The 16,844-nt window shown below is 31.9% G+C and carries 11 protein-coding genes; 4 read left to right on the forward strand and 7 right to left on the reverse strand.

Translation table 11 applies throughout. From position 1 onward, the window contains the following. Positions 1-21: 21 nt before the first annotated feature. Positions 22-2,067 (reverse strand): leucine-rich repeat domain-containing protein, encoded by a 2,046-nt coding sequence (locus CCC31_RS07120; RefSeq protein WP_290850594.1) that lies wholly within the window; start codon positions 2,065-2,067, stop codon positions 22-24. 172 nt (positions 2,068-2,239) lie between these two features. Here CCC31_RS07120 and CCC31_RS07125 point away from each other — a divergent pair, with 172 nt between their 5' ends. Together CCC31_RS07125 and CCC31_RS07130 are read left to right on the forward strand one after the other, a co-directional pair. Then, positions 2,240-4,699, forward strand: a complete 2,460-nt coding sequence (locus CCC31_RS07125) for a glycosyltransferase (protein WP_290850597.1) — start codon at positions 2,240-2,242, stop codon at positions 4,697-4,699. 50 nt (positions 4,700-4,749) lie between these two features. Further along, complete coding sequence (locus CCC31_RS07130; RefSeq protein ID WP_290850599.1) at positions 4,750-6,435, forward strand: CDP-glycerol glycerophosphotransferase family protein; 1,686 nt, start codon at positions 4,750-4,752, stop codon at positions 6,433-6,435. A gap of 299 nt (positions 6,436-6,734) precedes the next feature. On the opposite strand, the gene CCC31_RS07135 is transcribed toward CCC31_RS07130, so the two are convergent. The 6 genes from CCC31_RS07135 to CCC31_RS07160 are packed head-to-tail and all read right to left on the reverse strand — an operon-like array spanning position 6,735 to position 13,885. Then, on the reverse strand, positions 6,735-8,918 hold the full coding sequence (locus CCC31_RS07135; RefSeq protein WP_290850601.1) for a bifunctional glycosyltransferase family 2 protein/CDP-glycerol:glycerophosphate glycerophosphotransferase: 2,184 nt from the start codon (positions 8,916-8,918) through the stop codon (positions 6,735-6,737). A gap of 19 nt (positions 8,919-8,937) precedes the next feature. Beyond that, on the reverse strand, positions 8,938-9,330 hold the full coding sequence (gene tagD, locus CCC31_RS07140) for a glycerol-3-phosphate cytidylyltransferase (protein WP_022088746.1): 393 nt from the start codon (positions 9,328-9,330) through the stop codon (positions 8,938-8,940). Positions 9,331-9,343: 13 nt separating this feature from the next. Beyond that, positions 9,344-10,543, reverse strand: coding sequence for a CDP-glycerol glycerophosphotransferase family protein (locus tag CCC31_RS07145; protein ID WP_290850603.1), 1,200 nt, complete (start codon positions 10,541-10,543; stop codon positions 9,344-9,346). Next, positions 10,540-11,667: a CDP-glycerol glycerophosphotransferase family protein gene (locus tag CCC31_RS07150; RefSeq protein WP_290850605.1), complete on the reverse strand. Its 1,128-nt coding sequence runs from the start codon at positions 11,665-11,667 to the stop codon at positions 10,540-10,542. The genes CCC31_RS07145 and CCC31_RS07150 overlap by 4 nt, the downstream gene beginning before the upstream one ends. Positions 11,668-11,679: 12 nt before the next feature. Beyond that, the gene (locus tag CCC31_RS07155) at positions 11,680-12,495 is read right to left on the reverse strand and encodes a glycosyltransferase (protein ID WP_260978595.1); all 816 of its coding nucleotides are present in this window, start codon (positions 12,493-12,495) and stop codon (positions 11,680-11,682) included. Positions 12,496-12,511: 16 nt separating this feature from the next. Continuing rightward, positions 12,512-13,885, reverse strand: a complete 1,374-nt coding sequence (locus CCC31_RS07160; protein ID WP_260978594.1) for an exopolysaccharide biosynthesis polyprenyl glycosylphosphotransferase — start codon at positions 13,883-13,885, stop codon at positions 12,512-12,514. A gap of 241 nt (positions 13,886-14,126) precedes the next feature. Between CCC31_RS07160 and CCC31_RS07165 the strand changes: the two genes are divergently transcribed. Then, a complete protein-coding gene (locus CCC31_RS07165) occupies positions 14,127-15,512 on the forward strand; it encodes an LCP family protein (protein ID WP_290850608.1) in 1,386 nt (461 codons plus the stop codon). 191 nt (positions 15,513-15,703) lie between these two features. Then, positions 15,704-16,765 carry an undecaprenyldiphospho-muramoylpentapeptide beta-N-acetylglucosaminyltransferase gene (locus CCC31_RS07170; protein ID WP_022088752.1) on the forward strand — a complete coding sequence of 354 codons (1,062 nt, stop codon included), beginning with the start codon at positions 15,704-15,706 and terminating at the stop codon, positions 16,763-16,765. Positions 16,766-16,844: the final 79 nt, after the last annotated feature.

The raw sequence follows: 16,844 nt of genomic DNA on the forward strand, positions 1-16,844 counted from the left end.
TCTGTCATAGATATTTTTTAATTAGTTAAGTGCAAGCAATTTCCATGTCTTAATTACTTTTACTTTATCAATCTGAATTTCTGACGTATTGTCCTGATTTGAACAATATTTACCTGCTGCAGATTCGAATACCATATATGTCTTCTTTCCGCTTACACAAATTCCTTCCATCATTGATGGAAGCACAACTGTTTTTACAGGTGTATCAAGTGCGGATGCTGTCACAATATTTACCGGTTCATAAACCATTAAATATGAATCTGCTATTCTTCCGTATGACTGGGACAATGTAAACTTTCTTTCTGTAGCAGAAATCTTATTTACAACCAATCCCTGTGTATTTGCAGGAACATAAAGGTTATATTGATTTGTAAATGTTAATCGTTTTGTCTTTTTATTTCGCTTAACTCTATATCCATACATAAGGCACGAATTACTGTTTGCACTTCTTCCTGCCCAGAAATGAGTTCCGTCAAATGCTGCAAAGTCTGCGCATCCTCTAAGAGTTACTCTATAGCTAAATTTTATTGTCTTTCCATTTTTAGCTTTCAAAAGTTTTTTATATGTAATTATACCTACTTTATCTACTGCACCCGGAAGGTTATTTATACCTACTACTAAATTTTTCTTTACATTTGTTACTGAACCTACGTGATCTTTTATTGTCAATTTAAGTTTCTTTACGAAATTACCCCGTTTATTATATATCAAAAGTATTGATTTTGCTGTCAAATTCTTGTGATACATTGAAACTACAATGTATTTTCCAATAACACAGGTTCCCTGTGGTACATAATTTTTAAGAGATAATAATATGTATTTATCCTTTACTGACTGAATTCCACTATTTACAAGCATATCGTATACTCTTAAATCCTCAGCCATTCTTTCTTTTTCAGAATCTGTATATTCCCAAGGTATATTGTTAACTCTTGCATATTTTTTTCCTGCTGAATTTGAATATACCTTAAGAGTTAAATTTGTTGCTCCTGCAAAAGCATTTGCACCTATTGTCTTAACTGTTTTATATAATGTAAGCTTTTTTAGTGATGTACAATTCTTAAATGCACTTTCTCCAATTTTCTTAATTGTTTGAACCATCTTTATTGTTGATAATTGAGTACATCCGCTAAATGCCTGATATCCTATTGAAGTAAGTGTTTCCGGTAATATAACTTTTTTTACTGAATTTGCATTAAGTAAAACTCTGTTTGGAACTTTTGTCATTCCATTAGCAAATGTAACTGTTGTAACATTTGCCCCTTTGCCGATTATTTCATATGTACTTGTTACCGTGCTTGGAATTGTAAGACTTGTAAGCCCTGTCATTTTGTAAAATGCATGATAATTTATTTTCTGCAAGCCCTCAGGCAAAGTTAATTCTTTTACTTTTTTAATTCCATAAAAAGCTCTCTTATAAATATACTTTATTGTTGTCGGTAATTTAATTTCCGTAACGGCACTACATCCTCTGTATGCTTCAATTCCAATAATCTGCAATCCTTCAGGTAATTCAATTGTCTTTAATGCTGTACATTCTTTAAAAGCATTTTCTCCAATTTCCTGAAGTAATGAGCCCTGTTCAAATGTTACCTTTTCAATATATTTATACTGATAAAATACATTTGCATTAATCTTTGTAACACTTGCTGGAATTACAATTTCTTTATTTGTTGTATCTGTTGCTGCCTTTTTGTATCCTGTAAGGACTCCGTTTTCAATTACGAAATCAGGGTTAATTGTAGGAGCTTCTGTTGTTGGCACTTCTGTTGTCGGTGCCTGTGTTGTTGTTTCAGTTGTTGATGACTCTTCTGTTGTAGATGTTTCATCAGTTCCTGTTTCCTTAGTACTACTTTCATCCGTGCTCGTTTCTTCAGCCGGCTTTGTTGTCTCTGTGTTTTCTTTTGTTGTTTCCTGTTCACTATCAGCTATGCTTACTTCTGCTGCCATGACTTTATCCTGTTTATAGTTTCCATGACCTGCAAAAGCACCTGATGGTAAGGCTATAGTGGCTATCATAATTGCAACAAGCAACTTGCTTATGTTTTTTAATGTTTTCTCTTTCATAGCTACCTCCTCTAAACTCTACGTTACATTATAATGGTTCTTTCTTTTTCGTCAAAGGATTTATGCCATCTGCCAGACAATTGCCACATTTAAAATTAACTCTTTCTTATTTGAAAAATACAGTTGTGTATACTATAATCTTCCTATATGTATATAGCATTAGGAGGTTTATATGCTAAGTAAAATTAAGACAAAATTAGGCAATTTCAAAGAAACTGCAAGACGTAGCAAATACGCGCATTATTATAAAGATTACGATATCGAAGACAATATTATTTTATACGACTCATATTTTAGCCGTGGAATGCTTTGCAATCCTTATGCAATTTTCAGAGAATTACTTTCAAATTCTGAATTTGACAACTTTACCCATGTATGGGTTGTAGATGACCGTGTAGGCAATGAACCTGTTATGGAACAGTTTGCAGACCACGATAATATTTATGGCATAAGAAGACATAGTAATGACCATTTGAAATATTTAGCGACTGCACATTATATTATTTCAAATGTATCTCTGCCTTTTTATTATTGCAAAAAGCCCGGACAGATTTTTGTCAACACATGGCACGGCACTCCTATAAAAAGCTTAGGATACGATATTCCGGGTTCAGCAGCCACTATTTCAAATGTTCTTAGAAATATGCTTTCTGCTGACTATATGATTTCTGCGAATCCGTTTTTAACAGAAGTTTATTTAGATAAATACAAATTACGCGGACTTTACAATGGAAGTATTATTGAAGAAGGTTATCCAAGAAATGACCGCCTTTTAAATTGTCCTAAAGAAGAAATAAAATCACTTCTTCTTAAGTACGGAATAGAACTCGAAAAAGATAAGCAGGTTATTTTATATGCCCCTACATGGAAAGGTGCTGATTATAATAAGCCTGAAGTAAATCCTGATGACTATTATAATTTTAAAAGAGAATTGGAAGAATATATAGATACGGACAAATATCAGATTCTTCTTAAGCCCCACCAGGTTGTATATAAAGAGTTGGTAAAATCAGGTATGTTTAGCAATTCCTTAATTCCTGCTTTTATTGACACAAACGAACTTTTGTCTATTACTGATATTTTAATATCAGATTATTCAAGTATATTTTTTGATTTTTTAGCAAGCGACAAACCAGTGTTATTTTACATTCCTGACTTAGAAGAATATAAAAATTATCGTGGTTTATACATGGAACCTGACAAGCTTCCCGGACCTGCATTAACATCTGTTAAGGAAATTGGAAATTCTATTAACAATTTGGGTGAAGTTATTAATAAATATAAAGATAGTTATTCACAAGCCAAGAATTTTGCATGTCCATACGATGATGGCAATGTTTCTTCAAGAATTGTTGACATTGTTTTTAGAGGAAATACTTCTGATTCAAATGGTAATCCATACCGCATTATTAAATGTGAAAATACAAAGAAGAAATTATTATTCTTTGGCGGCGGACTTCGCATGAACGGAATTTCCACTGCTCTTAGAACAATGCTTGATTTCATCGATTATGATAAATATGACGTAACAGTTTATGCCGGCAATTTAAAATTTGCTGACAGTAAGGATATGATTTGTACATTTAATGATAAAGCCAGAATTTTTGCCAGAGTATCATATACTCCCGCCACATTTGGCGAGCAGATTCGAAATGACTTTTTAAGAGTTTTTGGATTTAATTTTCCTTTAATGAAGAAAATTTACCCAAAAGCAATGTATGACAGAGAATTTATCCGTTGTTTTGGCACAAGTGATTTCGACGCAGTAATTGATTACTCAGGATATGGTTCATTTTATTCAATTCTGCTTTTAAGTGCAAAAAATGCTAAGAAGCTTATTTGGCAACACAATGATTTATTAACAGATAAGAATAAAATCGTTAATCACAAAAAACCTCACAGCAGAGAACTTAGGGTTGTTTTTTCAACTTATCAGTTTTATGACAAAATTGTAGGCTGTTCAGAGGCAACGATGAAAGTTAATTTAGAAAAAATCGGATATAGTGAATTAAAGGATAAATGTTGCTTTGTAAGAAATGCTGCTAATTTTGAACGTGTAATAAACGGTTCTAAAGAATCCTATACGGCTGAATCTGCAAATGAAGCAGGTTTTCCTGATTTATTAAATAAAGACCTAATTTCATTTGTAAACATGGGCCGTCTTTCACCTGAGAAAAATCAGGCTGCATTAATAAAGGCATTTGCAAAAGCTTATGATGCAAATAAGAATTTAAGATTGTATATTATTGGCGATGGTGCCCTTATGGGTGAACTTAAAGGTCTCGTTCATAGTTTAAATCTGGATGGCAAAGTTATTTTAACAGGAAATTTGGATAATCCATTTATGCTTATGAAGGATTGCAGTTGTTTCATTCTTCCATCCCTTCATGAAGGTCAACCTGTTTCCTTGTTGGAAGCGCGTTTGTTAAAACTTCCAATAATTATGTCAAATTTCAGTTCCGCAGCTTCTTCATTATTTGACAACGGACAACTTGTAATTGGCAATTCTGTTGATGATATTTACAACGGATTAATTGCATTTATAAATAATGAAGTTCCTACTTGCGAATTTGAATACGCCGATTATAATAATATTACAATCAAACAATTTGAAGATATTATTAATGAATAATTAATCTCTATCAAAAACATTATTTATAATTTTAAGAAAGGAATCGCCATATGAAATATACTGCTAATGCTCCGCAAGGTTTTAAGTATAAATTAAAACGTACAGTAAAAAAAATTGTTCAGCCTTTTCGTATATCCGAAAAAGATAAGGGCAAGTTACTTTATAACAAATTTCTTTCTATGCCGGTTAATGACAAATTTATTTTTTATGAAGCATTTGCCGGGCTAGGAATTTTGGACAACCCAAGAGCTATTTTTAAATATTTGTTAAATCAGGAGGATTTTAAATCATACACTCATATATGGTCTGTTGAAAATCCGGAACTTGCCGCAGATAATATTTCTGAATTTTCATCTTTAGATAACGTTATTATTGTAAAGCGTGAATCTGAGGATTATTACAAATATTTGGCAACAAGCAAGTATTTAATAAATAACTCAACTTTTGGATATTATTTTGAAAAGCGAAACAGCCAGGTTTATATTAATACATGGCATGGTGTTCCTACAAAATATATGGGATACGAGCATACTGCTGAAAGAGTGGAAAATGCCCGAGGTCCTGCACGTAATTTTCTTCTTGCAGACTATTTAGTTTCTGCAAATCAGTTTATGACTGAGGTTATGTATAAACGTGCTTACAAATTAGATGGACTGTTTCAGGGAAAAATTCTTGAATTAGGTCATCCGAGAAGTGATGCCATTGTTAATGCTAACACTTTAGATGTCCACAGAAAACTTAACACTGCAGGCATTCACACTGATAAAAAGATTATTTTATATGCCCCTACATGGAAAGGCACTTTATATAATAATTTAGATTATAACGTAGAGGATTTTAAAAAGACCGTTGCCAAATTATCCGAAAATATTGACACTGAGCACTATCGTATTTATCTTCGTGTTCACTATTTCCTTTATAAGATTTTGGCAAATGACCCTGAATTAAGACCTATGTTAATTCCATTTACAATTGATACTAATGAATTATTATCTGTTGTTGATGTTTTAATATCTGATTATTCAAGTATATTCTTTGACTTTCTGGCAACTAAGAAACCTATTCTTTTCTACGTTCCGGATTTAGAAGAATATCAGTCAGGTCGTGGTTTATATGTTCCTGTCAGCAGACTTCCGGGATATGTGTCCTCCAATATAAATGACATTTCCATTACTCTTGGAAATATCTGTACATCGGAACTTGTTAATCCGATTCGCGAAAAGTATTTGGAACGTTACTCTAAACTTCATGAGGACATGTCGCAATGGTGTATTTATAACGATGATGGCAATTCCTGCAAACGTTTAGTGGATGTAGTGTTTAGAAGAGAACCTGTTTCTGAACTTGAAGGAAACGGTGTGTATTCTGTTATCAATGGCTTAGAGGCTCATAAAGAAAAGATTTTAATATGCGTAAATACTAATTATAACGATATGACATTTTATGAAAATCTTCGTAAGAAATTGGAATCATACGAATATAGAACAACTGATGTTACAATACTTACTACTTCCTTTACTGACACTAAATATAAAGTATATTTTAACAACAATATTCCGAAAGAAGTCCGTGTACTTGTATGGTATGCACTTCCTTATGTGACAAAATATAACCAGAAATTTTTCAAACGTGAAATCAAGCGTTCTTTAGGAAATGTGCGTTTTGACGAAGTCTTAATGGAAGGTACATTAACTGAATATTGGGCTGAATTTGGAAATGCAATAAAGAAATTGTAGGATATTTTTAATTCAATAAAAAATACGGATGATATTTAACTTATTTATATCATCCGTATTTTAGTTTACATAATTAATTATATTGTCATAATCCTCTTGAGAAAATTAGCCATTCAGTTCGATTCCGCTTCGCTTCATCTCACTGTGGCTAAGCGCCATTCCTTTTTGCTAGTTAGCCATTCAGTTCGATTCCGCTTCGCTTCATCTCACTGTGGCTAAGCGCCACATAACCAAAAAACCAAAAGCACCCTTTTATGCAAGCATAAGGGTTCTTTTGGTTTTTTGTGTTGAATGGCTAACTAGTTTTCAAATACAGCTTTTACGACTCTTTCGGCTGCATGTCCATCGTCTATGCAACAGAATCTGTCATAAAATTCTGCATATTTGTCTTTGTATTCTTCTGTTACTTTATCTATATTTTTTATTGCTTCCACAACTTCATCGTTTGTCTGAAGTATTGGACCCGGAAGTTCTTTTTCTACGTCAAGATAGAATCCTCTGAGTACATCTCTGTATTTTTCCAAATCATACATGTAATAAAGAATTGGTCTCTTTAAGTTCGCATAATCAAAGAATACAGATGAATAGTCTGTCATACAAATATCTGAAATCATGTATAACTCAGTTATGTCATCATAATCACTTCCGTTATATACAAATCCCGGATATTTAGATAAGTCGAGTTGGTCTACAATCCAATAATGCATTCTAAGAAGCACTACATATTCGTCTGAAAATTCTTTCTTTAATCTGTCCAAATCGAGGGCAAGTTCAAATTTATATTCACCTGCATCATAGTAATTATCATCACGCCATGTTGGTGCATATAAAAGTACCTTCTTGTCTAAAGGAATTCCAAGTTTTTCCTTGATAGCCTTTGAGCGTTCCTCTAAATCCTCTGCGTAAAGAGGGTCATTTGCAGGATAACCTGCTTCAAGGATTTTTTCTTTATCAAATCTAAAGCAGCTTTGGAATTTTTCTGTTGAAAATGGATTGTCTGACAATAAATAATCCCATCCTCTTGACTGCTTATATACAATGTTTTTGTAATGTGGATTAGCCGCATGTACGTCGTCCATATCAAATACAAGTCTCTTCAAAGGTGTTCCATGCCATGTTTCAAGCATTATCTGACCTTCTTTTCTAGGAAGCCATGTTGGCTGTCTCATATTGTTAACCCAGTATTTAGAACGTGTCATATAGTAAAAATATCTTAATCCAAATCTTTTTACAGTTGTATGTTTTCCATCAATCTTAATACCTTTTTTATCTACAATCCAAATGTATTTATATTTGTCACCGTAAACTTTCTGCATATACTGATATACATACTTAGGCTGTCCTGAATAATTTCTTCCTACAAAACTTTCAAATGTTACCCAGTTTTCCTTCATGCTCATTTTATAGAAAATATGAAGGTTTACAGCTCTTAAGAACTGTCTCTTATTTGTAAGCATTTTTCCAAGTTTTTTCTTAATCAAAATAATATTTGTCCAGCGCTTCATTGCTTTTAAATTATTTTTTCTAACCTTGCTTATCAATACCTTATGTAAAAATGGCATTGTAACAAGTGATTTTTTATCTGTCTTTGCAATAGCTGTCTGGAATGGCACAAGTCTTTCATTATCCCACTTAGGATCTTTATCCCAATGGAATCTTGGAGCATAAAATCTGACAAAATATTTGCAGATTATCTCTTCCATATGTGCTTTTATCTTTTCATTATCTTTTGCATATTCAATAGCGAGATTATAACTTGCTATGTAATGCTGCTCTCTATTTTCATCTACAATCTGATTAATTGAAGGATTATCCTCTTTATCATTATGATAACGCTTTACATAAATTGCATTTTCATCACATTTATAATTTTTTACACAACACATAACCTTTGTAAAGAAAGGTGCGTCAGCATAATACAACTGATTTTCGTCAAATCTTATATCGTTATCATCTAAGAAACTTTTTCTGTAAAGCATTCCAAGTACTGTTACTGTTTTTAATCTGTTGTACATGTTATATCTGTATTGGAAAATATCATTGTAAGTATATATCTGTTTCTTATCTTCGCTGTCGTTATCTTCATTTTCACCTTTTTGCTCTTCGTTGAAAGCTTTTTTCTGGAACCATGTATACATAATATCTCCATATGCAACATCATCCTCAGGTGTCATTAATTTTACTAATTTTCCAATTGTATCGCCGTCAAGATAATCATCTCCATCAAGGAAATAAACAAATTCCCCTGTTGCCTTTTCAAGTCCTAAATTTCTAGCTGCGGAAACACCATGTTTTCCTTCTAATCTGAATAATTTAATCTTTGCGCTTTCTTTGTATTTTTCGATTACTTCAGACGGATCATCTTCATTTCCATCTACAACAAGGATTGTCTCATAATCCTGAAATTCCTGCTCTGAAATACTTTCAAGACAATCTTCCAAATATGCCAATCCTTTTTTGTGTGTAACAATAATGCTTACCATTACTTTGCTCCTTTGAACCTTATTTCTTGTTTAAATCCTTTTTAATCTGTGTTGTTGAAATGTCCGGTGTTCTTGGTAAATAAACAACTTCGCATAAATCCTTAAGGAAGTCAAATTTGCCTTTCCAGTCATCTCCCATTACGAAAGTATCAATATTATACTTTTGTACATCAGATCTCTTCTGGTCCCAATTTTCTTCTGGAACTACTAAGTCTACATATCTGATTGCTTCCAACATTTTCTTTCTGTCTTCATATGAAAAATAGCATTTTTTCTGTTTTTCATTCCAGTTAAATTCATCTGTTGAAAGAACAACTACTAAATAGTCTCCTAATTCCTTAGCTCTTCTTAATAAATTGATATGACCATAATGCAACAAATCAAATGTTCCATAAGTAATTACTCTTTTCATTGGTTAATCTCCTTTAATTTATAATTTTTTCCAATGCTCTCCTGCTGGAATCAATTCCATCAAGATAATTAAATTTATTATTAAATTGCAGATATTTATTATCTACATTAAAATCGTTTAATGACCCTTCTATTGCATCTGCGAGTTCATTCTCATCTCTTACAATTCTGCCGGGTAGTTCATTTACATCTATATAAAAATCCCTAAGCTCATTCTTATATTCTTCATAATCATACATATAGAATATAATAGGTCTTTTAAGATTTGCATAGTCAAAAAATACTGAAGAATAGTCTGTTATAAGTATATCACTGATTACATACAATTCATTAACATCTTCTACATTTGACACATCATACACAAATCCTGCATATTTTGAGAAATCAATTCTTCCCGAAATAAAATAATGAGCCCTAAATAATATAACGCAATTTTCTCCAAATTTATCTCTCATTTTATCAAAATTCATAAAATTCTGAATTTTAAAACCATCTTTTGCACTATATTTGTTATCTCTAAATGTTGGTGCATATAAAATAACTTTTTTATCCATTGGAATATTAAGTTTTAATTTTATATTTTTGCATTCATCATCAGTAAATTTAAACAAATAATCATTTCTCGGATAACCTACAGTTAACACTGCATCTTCTTTTCCAAATTTCTTCAAATCAAATGCTGAAATAAACTTTTCTGTACAGTATTGTGACGGAGAAATCATATATGTAATTTTTTCAGCCTCTCCATCGTAAATTTTTTGAATATTTTCATATTTAGTCATTGCATTTCCTGTACATGTAATGTCGCATCCTATTTTTTTGAGAGGTGTTCCATGCCATGTCTGGACGAAAACATGTTTTTTACCCGGTTTCAAAAATAACCTTGTATTTGAATTAACTATCCAATACTTTGCTTTTGCCAACGCCTTATAATATGAGTAACTTTCAAATTTAACAAGTTGAGTATTTTTTTTATTACTAAAATCTTCTCTGTCTGTTTTTCTCAAACCCCAGAAAAATGAAAAATCTTTATATTTATCATCCTGCTGCATTTGCAAATACATTGCTTTTGGGCTACAGGCAAAGCTTCTTCCCTGAAATGACTCAAAAAACACAGCCTTTTCATCAGTTTTTGTTGTGATTTTTGCAATAAAAAACAACATTCTTTTGTATAGAAGCATAATGCATCTCAACAAATCTTTTATTTTTTTCATGAGTTATGTCTCCTAAATACCTTAGCTACAACTCTTTCACAGCTTTTACCATCATTGTAGAAATTTATTTTTTTATTTAACTCTCTACGTTCTTTAGCGTATCTGTCATTTCCTTCTATTACATCTTCTATAAAACTTAGAACATCACCATAATTAGATATTTTATATCCCGGCATGTAATCATAAGGATTTTCAAATACAAAACCTCTGTTTTTTTTGTACTCCTCTATGTCATCTACCGTAAATCCAATAGGTCTGTCTAACATCATAAAATCAAAATAAACTGATGAATAATCTGTTATAAGTGCGTCTGCTGCTCTAAGTAATGAATAAACTGTCATTTCAGATTTATTCAACTGTTCCTGTGTAACAAATTCTATATATGAATATTTTTTCATCTCACCTGACAATTTTTGAAGGGGATGAATTTTTACTATAAGCTTAGCATTTCTTAATTTTAGCATTTCATTTAATTCAAGTGCCTGCCTTTCAGTAAGCACCGGTGTTGGAAAATCTTTTTCCTCATTTCTGTAAGTTGGCAACCACAAAATAACTTTATCGGCACCTCTTCTTACAGCACTATCCATGATAGGATTTTCCTTGAACATTTCATCGTTTCTAGGTTGTCCTGTTATAATTACCTGTTTTTCATTGCAGTTAAAACTTTTCATCAAAATAGGATTAAATAATTCTGATGTAGAAACTATATCAGTAAAAAAATTATAATCTATTTTTTCTAACCCTGACTCCATATTCCCTATCTTCTTTAACGGCATACCGTGCCACAAATTAACAACTGTCTGTTTTTTTGATGGCTTAATAGGATATTTGCCAAAGCAATAGAAAGCATATTTTGCCTTCATAAAATACTTAATGCCCTCTTTATTGTTTACAAATGTAACATTCTCAGGGGCATTGTCCTTATAGTCTTCATAATCATTTATGCTTACTACAAACTTATAGCCCATATTGAATTTTTCCTCAATGAGGTAATCATACATAGCTTTAACATTGTCCCTAAATCCTAAATTAGAATAAAAGAATATAAGCCTGCTATCCTTTGCAGTAAATTTATTTAATATTGTTAAGGGCTTAAAAAAAAGCCTTAATACATTCTTGTTCATTTTCTCATTACCTTACTTGCGTAAAAGTTTTGCATATATGAATTTTCTAACTTTATATGGGACTATACTCACAATACTTCTTGCTACCGTATCACCTATAAATTGCCCTGTTGTTATAAATCCAATATCTTTTAAATGCTTTTTAAATTTATATATATAGGATATATATTTTAATCCTCCACGGCGTTTGTACATTCCTTCGCCTGCTCTCATATACAGCACCGGTTCCTTTACATTATATCCTATGCATCCGTCATTTAACATTGTTGCCCATAAATTATAATCCTCAAAATATGTATAATCTTCGTACAATCCTGATTTTAAAACTGAACTTTTTTTATACATAACTGCCGGATGATTAAATGGGCTTCTTTTTTTTGCAAATTCAATAATCTGCTCATTTTTTTCAGGAAGCTCTCTTTTGGCAGTCGGCTTATCTACGCTTTCATCAAATTCCACAATAGTTCCGCTAAGAATATCTGCTCTATTTGCTTCCATTGCTTCTAACTGGCGTTCCATTCGGTCCGGCATACTGATGTCATCGCTATCCATTCTTGCAATAATTTCGTTACTGCACTGCTCAATACCTTTATTTAATGCCTTTGCCAGTCCCATATTTTTTTTAAGAGTAACTATTTTAAATACACCCGGGTATTCTTCCACATACTCTTTTATTGTATTATCCAGTTTTTCTGTTAAAGGGCCATCTTTTACAATAATAAATTCATTTGTTTTTACAGTTTGATTTAAAATACTGTCTATGGCCTCTCTTAAGTTTTCTGCCTGTTCCTTATAATAAACAGACATTAAAACAGAATAATTTTCCAAAGTTATAACCCTGCCTTTATTTTTTCAATACATCTTTAGTTATTGTCGCTGTCTTCTGATTCTTTTCAACACCTTCTGTATTATCTTTCATAAACATAATCTTAAATGTCATAAGAATAAGTTTAATATCAAGCCAAAAACTATAATGTTCTATATAATATAAATCTAATTTCAATTTATCATATGGTGTAGTATTATATTTTCCATAAACCTGAGCAAATCCTGTAAGTCCGGCTTTAACCTTAAGTCTAAATGAAAATTCAGGAATACTTTCCAAATACTTTTCAGCAATTTCCGGTCTTTCCGGTCTTGGTCCTACAATAGACATTGTTCCTAATAATATATTAAATACCTGTGGAAGTTCATCTAAATGAGAAGCTCTAAGTACTCTTCCGATTGGAGTAATTCTGTCATCTTCCTTAGCCGCCAATCTTGCTCCGTCTTTTTCACTATCTACTTTCATACTTCTAAATTTAAATATCTTAAATTTCTTTCCATCTAAAGTAAGTCTTTCCTGAGTATAAAATATAGGACCTCGGTCGTATACCAAATCACACATTGCCACAATAATTGTCAAAATGATTGTTGGAATACAAAGTATAAGTGAAATAACAATATCAAAAATTCTCTTGATTACTGTCTGTTCCCATTTTAAAGCCTTGCTCTTGGTAATAAGTAATGGTGAATCAAATATATTATTTGTTTCGGCACCCATTAAAATAATGTCTGATAATTTAGGTGTTACATATACCCTTTTTCCGCATCCATAACAATATTTTAATATTTCATTTCTACTCTGTGCCGGTATATCACAAAGCAATACTGCTTCATGCTTTCTTATTGCCTTATATACATTCTCGTTGCCTTCATCTATATGAATTGATGCCTTAATGTCATATTTGTCTTTACGGGAGTTCATTTTCTTTACTAACCCCTCAGAATCTCTATCACAATATACAAGCAACAAATCTCTTGGTGGATATAACCATCTGTAGACTAATTTTGCAAAGCAGCTCCAAATTAATGCACATAAAAGATTGTCAAAGCTCATTCCTAAAATGGGAGCTACATTAACCATCTTTAATGAAAGCATTGAAATCTGCAAATACATTACCACATTAACAAATCCGAATGATAAAATCTGAGAAAATACCATATCCCCAAATCTTAATCTGCTTATTTGAAATGCTCCATAAACGTTTGCAAACACGCCAAACAATAATGCATATAAAAAAACAATTACGATATGTCCTTTAAAGAAGAACATTCTTGTTAAACCTTCACTATAATAAGTGTCCCAAAAATGCCAGAACGTATAAGTCTGCGCTACAATTATTATTGCCTGAAGCAACAATATAATACATCTTCTAAACGCACTTGATTCCCTCATAACTACTCCTGTCCGTTTAAACTACTACTATTTATTAGTGTACATAATTCTATTAATTTTATCAAAGCCTATAATGTTTGTCAATTAATGCCATATTTGTGAACTTTTTAAAATTTTCTTAATTATTGACATCATCGCCTTCATTAGTTTGTTTTTTTTTATTCAATATAGTATAATTACACAGCAAGTACGCTTGTATTTAATTACAGGCTGATTTTTCTCATTTATTTTGGAGGTACATATGAGCAAATCAAGAAATGAATATAAATCTGTATATGGTAAAGATTTTAATTCAGATTATTCAGATTCAGGAAAGAAAAAGAATCCAAATAAAGTTAGTACAATATTTGGAATTATATTATCAATATTACAATTAGTTACTTCAGTCTTTTTAATGATTAAACTGGTAACTATCAACATTTTAACAATGCCACTTACAATTGGTCTTGGCGTTGTTCTTGGAATATTCTTCTTAATTGCAATTATATTTGCAACAAGGGGAACTATTTTAAGACGTATAGGTAAGATACTTTCTATTATAGTTATTATTATTTGTCTTTTAGGTACATATTTTGTTGCACCTTTAACAAAAATTATTGATACTAAAGGGGCTGCCGTTTCTGAAGACCCATTTGTTGTGTATGTTTCAGCAAGTGATACTTTCGGTGAATTAGCTGACTCTAAGTCAAATGGTCGTTCAGATACAAATATTTTAGCTATTGTTAATCCTAAAACAAATACAGTTGCTTTAATTTCAACACCTAGAGATTATTATGTAGAAATTCAGGCAGGTAAAAATATTGCTGCAGATTCATACGATAAACTTACTCACTGTGGTTTATACGGAAGTGGTGAACCGGCAGAACCAACAAGTCCTAGTGAATGGGGTTGGGGACAGGAAGTAACATGGAAACCGGGTTATCAGGTTTTAATGAACACATTATCTAATTTATACGGAATACAGATTAATGGTAAAGCTTTAACAACTGACAGTCCTGAATATCATTATCTCAGATTAAACTTTACAGGATTTTCTGAATTAATTGATGAATTAGGCGGAATAACTGTTAATGTTGAAGAAGGTTTCAGCACATATACTTATGCAAACTACACTGATAAAGATATGCAGACTAATAAATCAAAACGTAAGAAATATACTTTTACTAAGGGTAAAATGAAAATGGATGGAGCAACAGCTCTTACATATGCACGTGAGCGTCATTCATTTGCAAATGGTGATGTTCAGCGTAACAAAAATCAGATTTCAGTTATAAAAGCAATGACTGATAAAATGCTTTCAGTTTCAACTTTAACTAATTACAATAAAATTATTAATGCAATCGGTTCAAGTTTTACGACTGACATGGATTTAGGTTCTTTAGCAAATCTTCAATTAAAGAAACAGTTAAGTGCCGGTTACAATGGCTGGAACATTGTTTCATACAGTGTTAGTGGTTTAAATGACGGCTATAAACAGTGTACTTGGAACGGACAGAATCTATCTGTTTTGTCAATTGATGAAACTTCTGTTGCCAATGCTTCTTCTATCATAGAAAAAGTTTTAGGTGGAGAAGATTACGAAACTGTTCAGGCTTATGTAGACAGCTTGAATGCAGATAAAAAATAAAATTATATGTTGTTATATTACGACACTCATGGGGTCAAAATGTGATTTTGGCCCCAAAATTATGATTATAAATCAGGAAACAATTTAAGTTTTGTTAAACTAAAATTAACAAAGTTTATTAACTGTTTTCTATGATTATCCACCAACCATTAGGCGGAGTCATTACATATTATGCAAGGAGATGTATTATTATGAAAAAGATTATTCTTACAGGCGGTGGTACAGCAGGACATGTAACACCAAATATAGCATTAGTTCCTAAATTAAAAGAAGCCGGTTTTGACATTAAATATATCGGGTCTTATAACGGAATGGAAAAACAATTAGTCGAAAAAGAAGGTCTAAACTACGTAGGAATTTCTTCAGGTAAGTTAAGAAGATATTTCAGTTGGCAAAACTTTACTGATCCTTTCCGTGTAATTAAGGGATATTTTGAAGCTAGAAAAATTATTAAGAAATATAAACCGGACGTTGTATTTTCTAAAGGCGGATTTGTAACTGTTCCTGTTGTTATGGCAGCAAGTGCTTACAAAATTCCAACAATTATTCATGAGTCCGACATGACTCCCGGTTTAGCAAATAAAATAGCAATGCGTTACGCAACTAAGGTATGCCACACATTTCCTGAAACAGCTAAATTTCTTGGAGATAAAGCAGTATTTACAGGTTCTCCATTAAGAGAAGAATTGTTTAAAGGAAACAAAGTTAATGCTCTTAATATGTGTTCATTTACTACTGACAAACCTGTTTTATTAGTCGTAGGTGGAAGTCTTGGTGCCAAAAAAGTTAACGATGCAATTCGTGCTGCTTTACCACAATTACTTGAACATTTTCAGGTTGCTCACCTTTGCGGCAAAGGTAAACTTGACGAAAGCCTTGTAGGTACAAAAGGTTATGCACAATTTGAATACATAAGTGATGAAATGAAAGATTTCTTTGCTATGGCAGATATTATTGTATCCCGTGCCGGTTCAAATTCAATTTGCGAAATTGCAGCACTTAACAAACCAAGTGTTTTAATTCCATTGTCTGCAAATGCAAGTCGTGGCGACCAGATTTTAAATGCAAAATCATTTGAGAAGCAGGGATTCTGTGAAGTAATAGACGAAGATACAATGACAACTGATGTTCTTTTAGATACAATTAAGAAAGTTTATGACAACCGTGCTGATTACATTGAATCAATGCGTGTTTCCGGACTTTCTAATGGTGTAGACACTATTATTTCGTTAATCAAGGACGTTACTTTATAAATTAAAATACCAAATTTAAAAAGGCTTTCACCCACATGAGTTTGCTCATACGTTGGTGAAAGCCTTTTAATTCTGACAT

The sequence above is a fragment of the Eubacterium sp. LMAG:50 genome (assembly GCF_008680265.1).
GTDB lineage: Bacteria > Bacillota > Clostridia > Lachnospirales > Lachnospiraceae > Eubacterium_U > Eubacterium_U album.

What these genes read in the sequence shown, in the direction of transcription:
- CCC31_RS07120 (WP_290850594.1), bottom strand. Translation starts at nt 2,067, where the DNA reads ATGAAAGAGAAAACATTAAAAAACATAAGCAAGTTGCTTGTTGCAATT.
- CCC31_RS07125 (WP_290850597.1), top strand. Translation starts at nt 2,240, where the DNA reads ATGCTAAGTAAAATTAAGACAAAATTAGGCAATTTCAAAGAAACTGCA.
- CCC31_RS07130 (WP_290850599.1), top strand. Translation starts at nt 4,750, where the DNA reads ATGAAATATACTGCTAATGCTCCGCAAGGTTTTAAGTATAAATTAAAA.
- CCC31_RS07135 (WP_290850601.1), bottom strand. Translation starts at nt 8,918, where the DNA reads ATGGTAAGCATTATTGTTACACACAAAAAAGGATTGGCATATTTGGAA.
- tagD (WP_022088746.1), bottom strand. Translation starts at nt 9,330, where the DNA reads ATGAAAAGAGTAATTACTTATGGAACATTTGATTTGTTGCATTATGGT.
- CCC31_RS07145 (WP_290850603.1), bottom strand. Translation starts at nt 10,543, where the DNA reads ATGAAAAAAATAAAAGATTTGTTGAGATGCATTATGCTTCTATACAAA.
- CCC31_RS07150 (WP_290850605.1), bottom strand. Translation starts at nt 11,667, where the DNA reads ATGAACAAGAATGTATTAAGGCTTTTTTTTAAGCCCTTAACAATATTA.
- CCC31_RS07160 (WP_260978594.1), bottom strand. Translation starts at nt 13,885, where the DNA reads ATGAGGGAATCAAGTGCGTTTAGAAGATGTATTATATTGTTGCTTCAG.
- CCC31_RS07165 (WP_290850608.1), top strand. Translation starts at nt 14,127, where the DNA reads ATGAGCAAATCAAGAAATGAATATAAATCTGTATATGGTAAAGATTTT.
- CCC31_RS07170 (WP_022088752.1), top strand. Translation starts at nt 15,704, where the DNA reads ATGAAAAAGATTATTCTTACAGGCGGTGGTACAGCAGGACATGTAACA.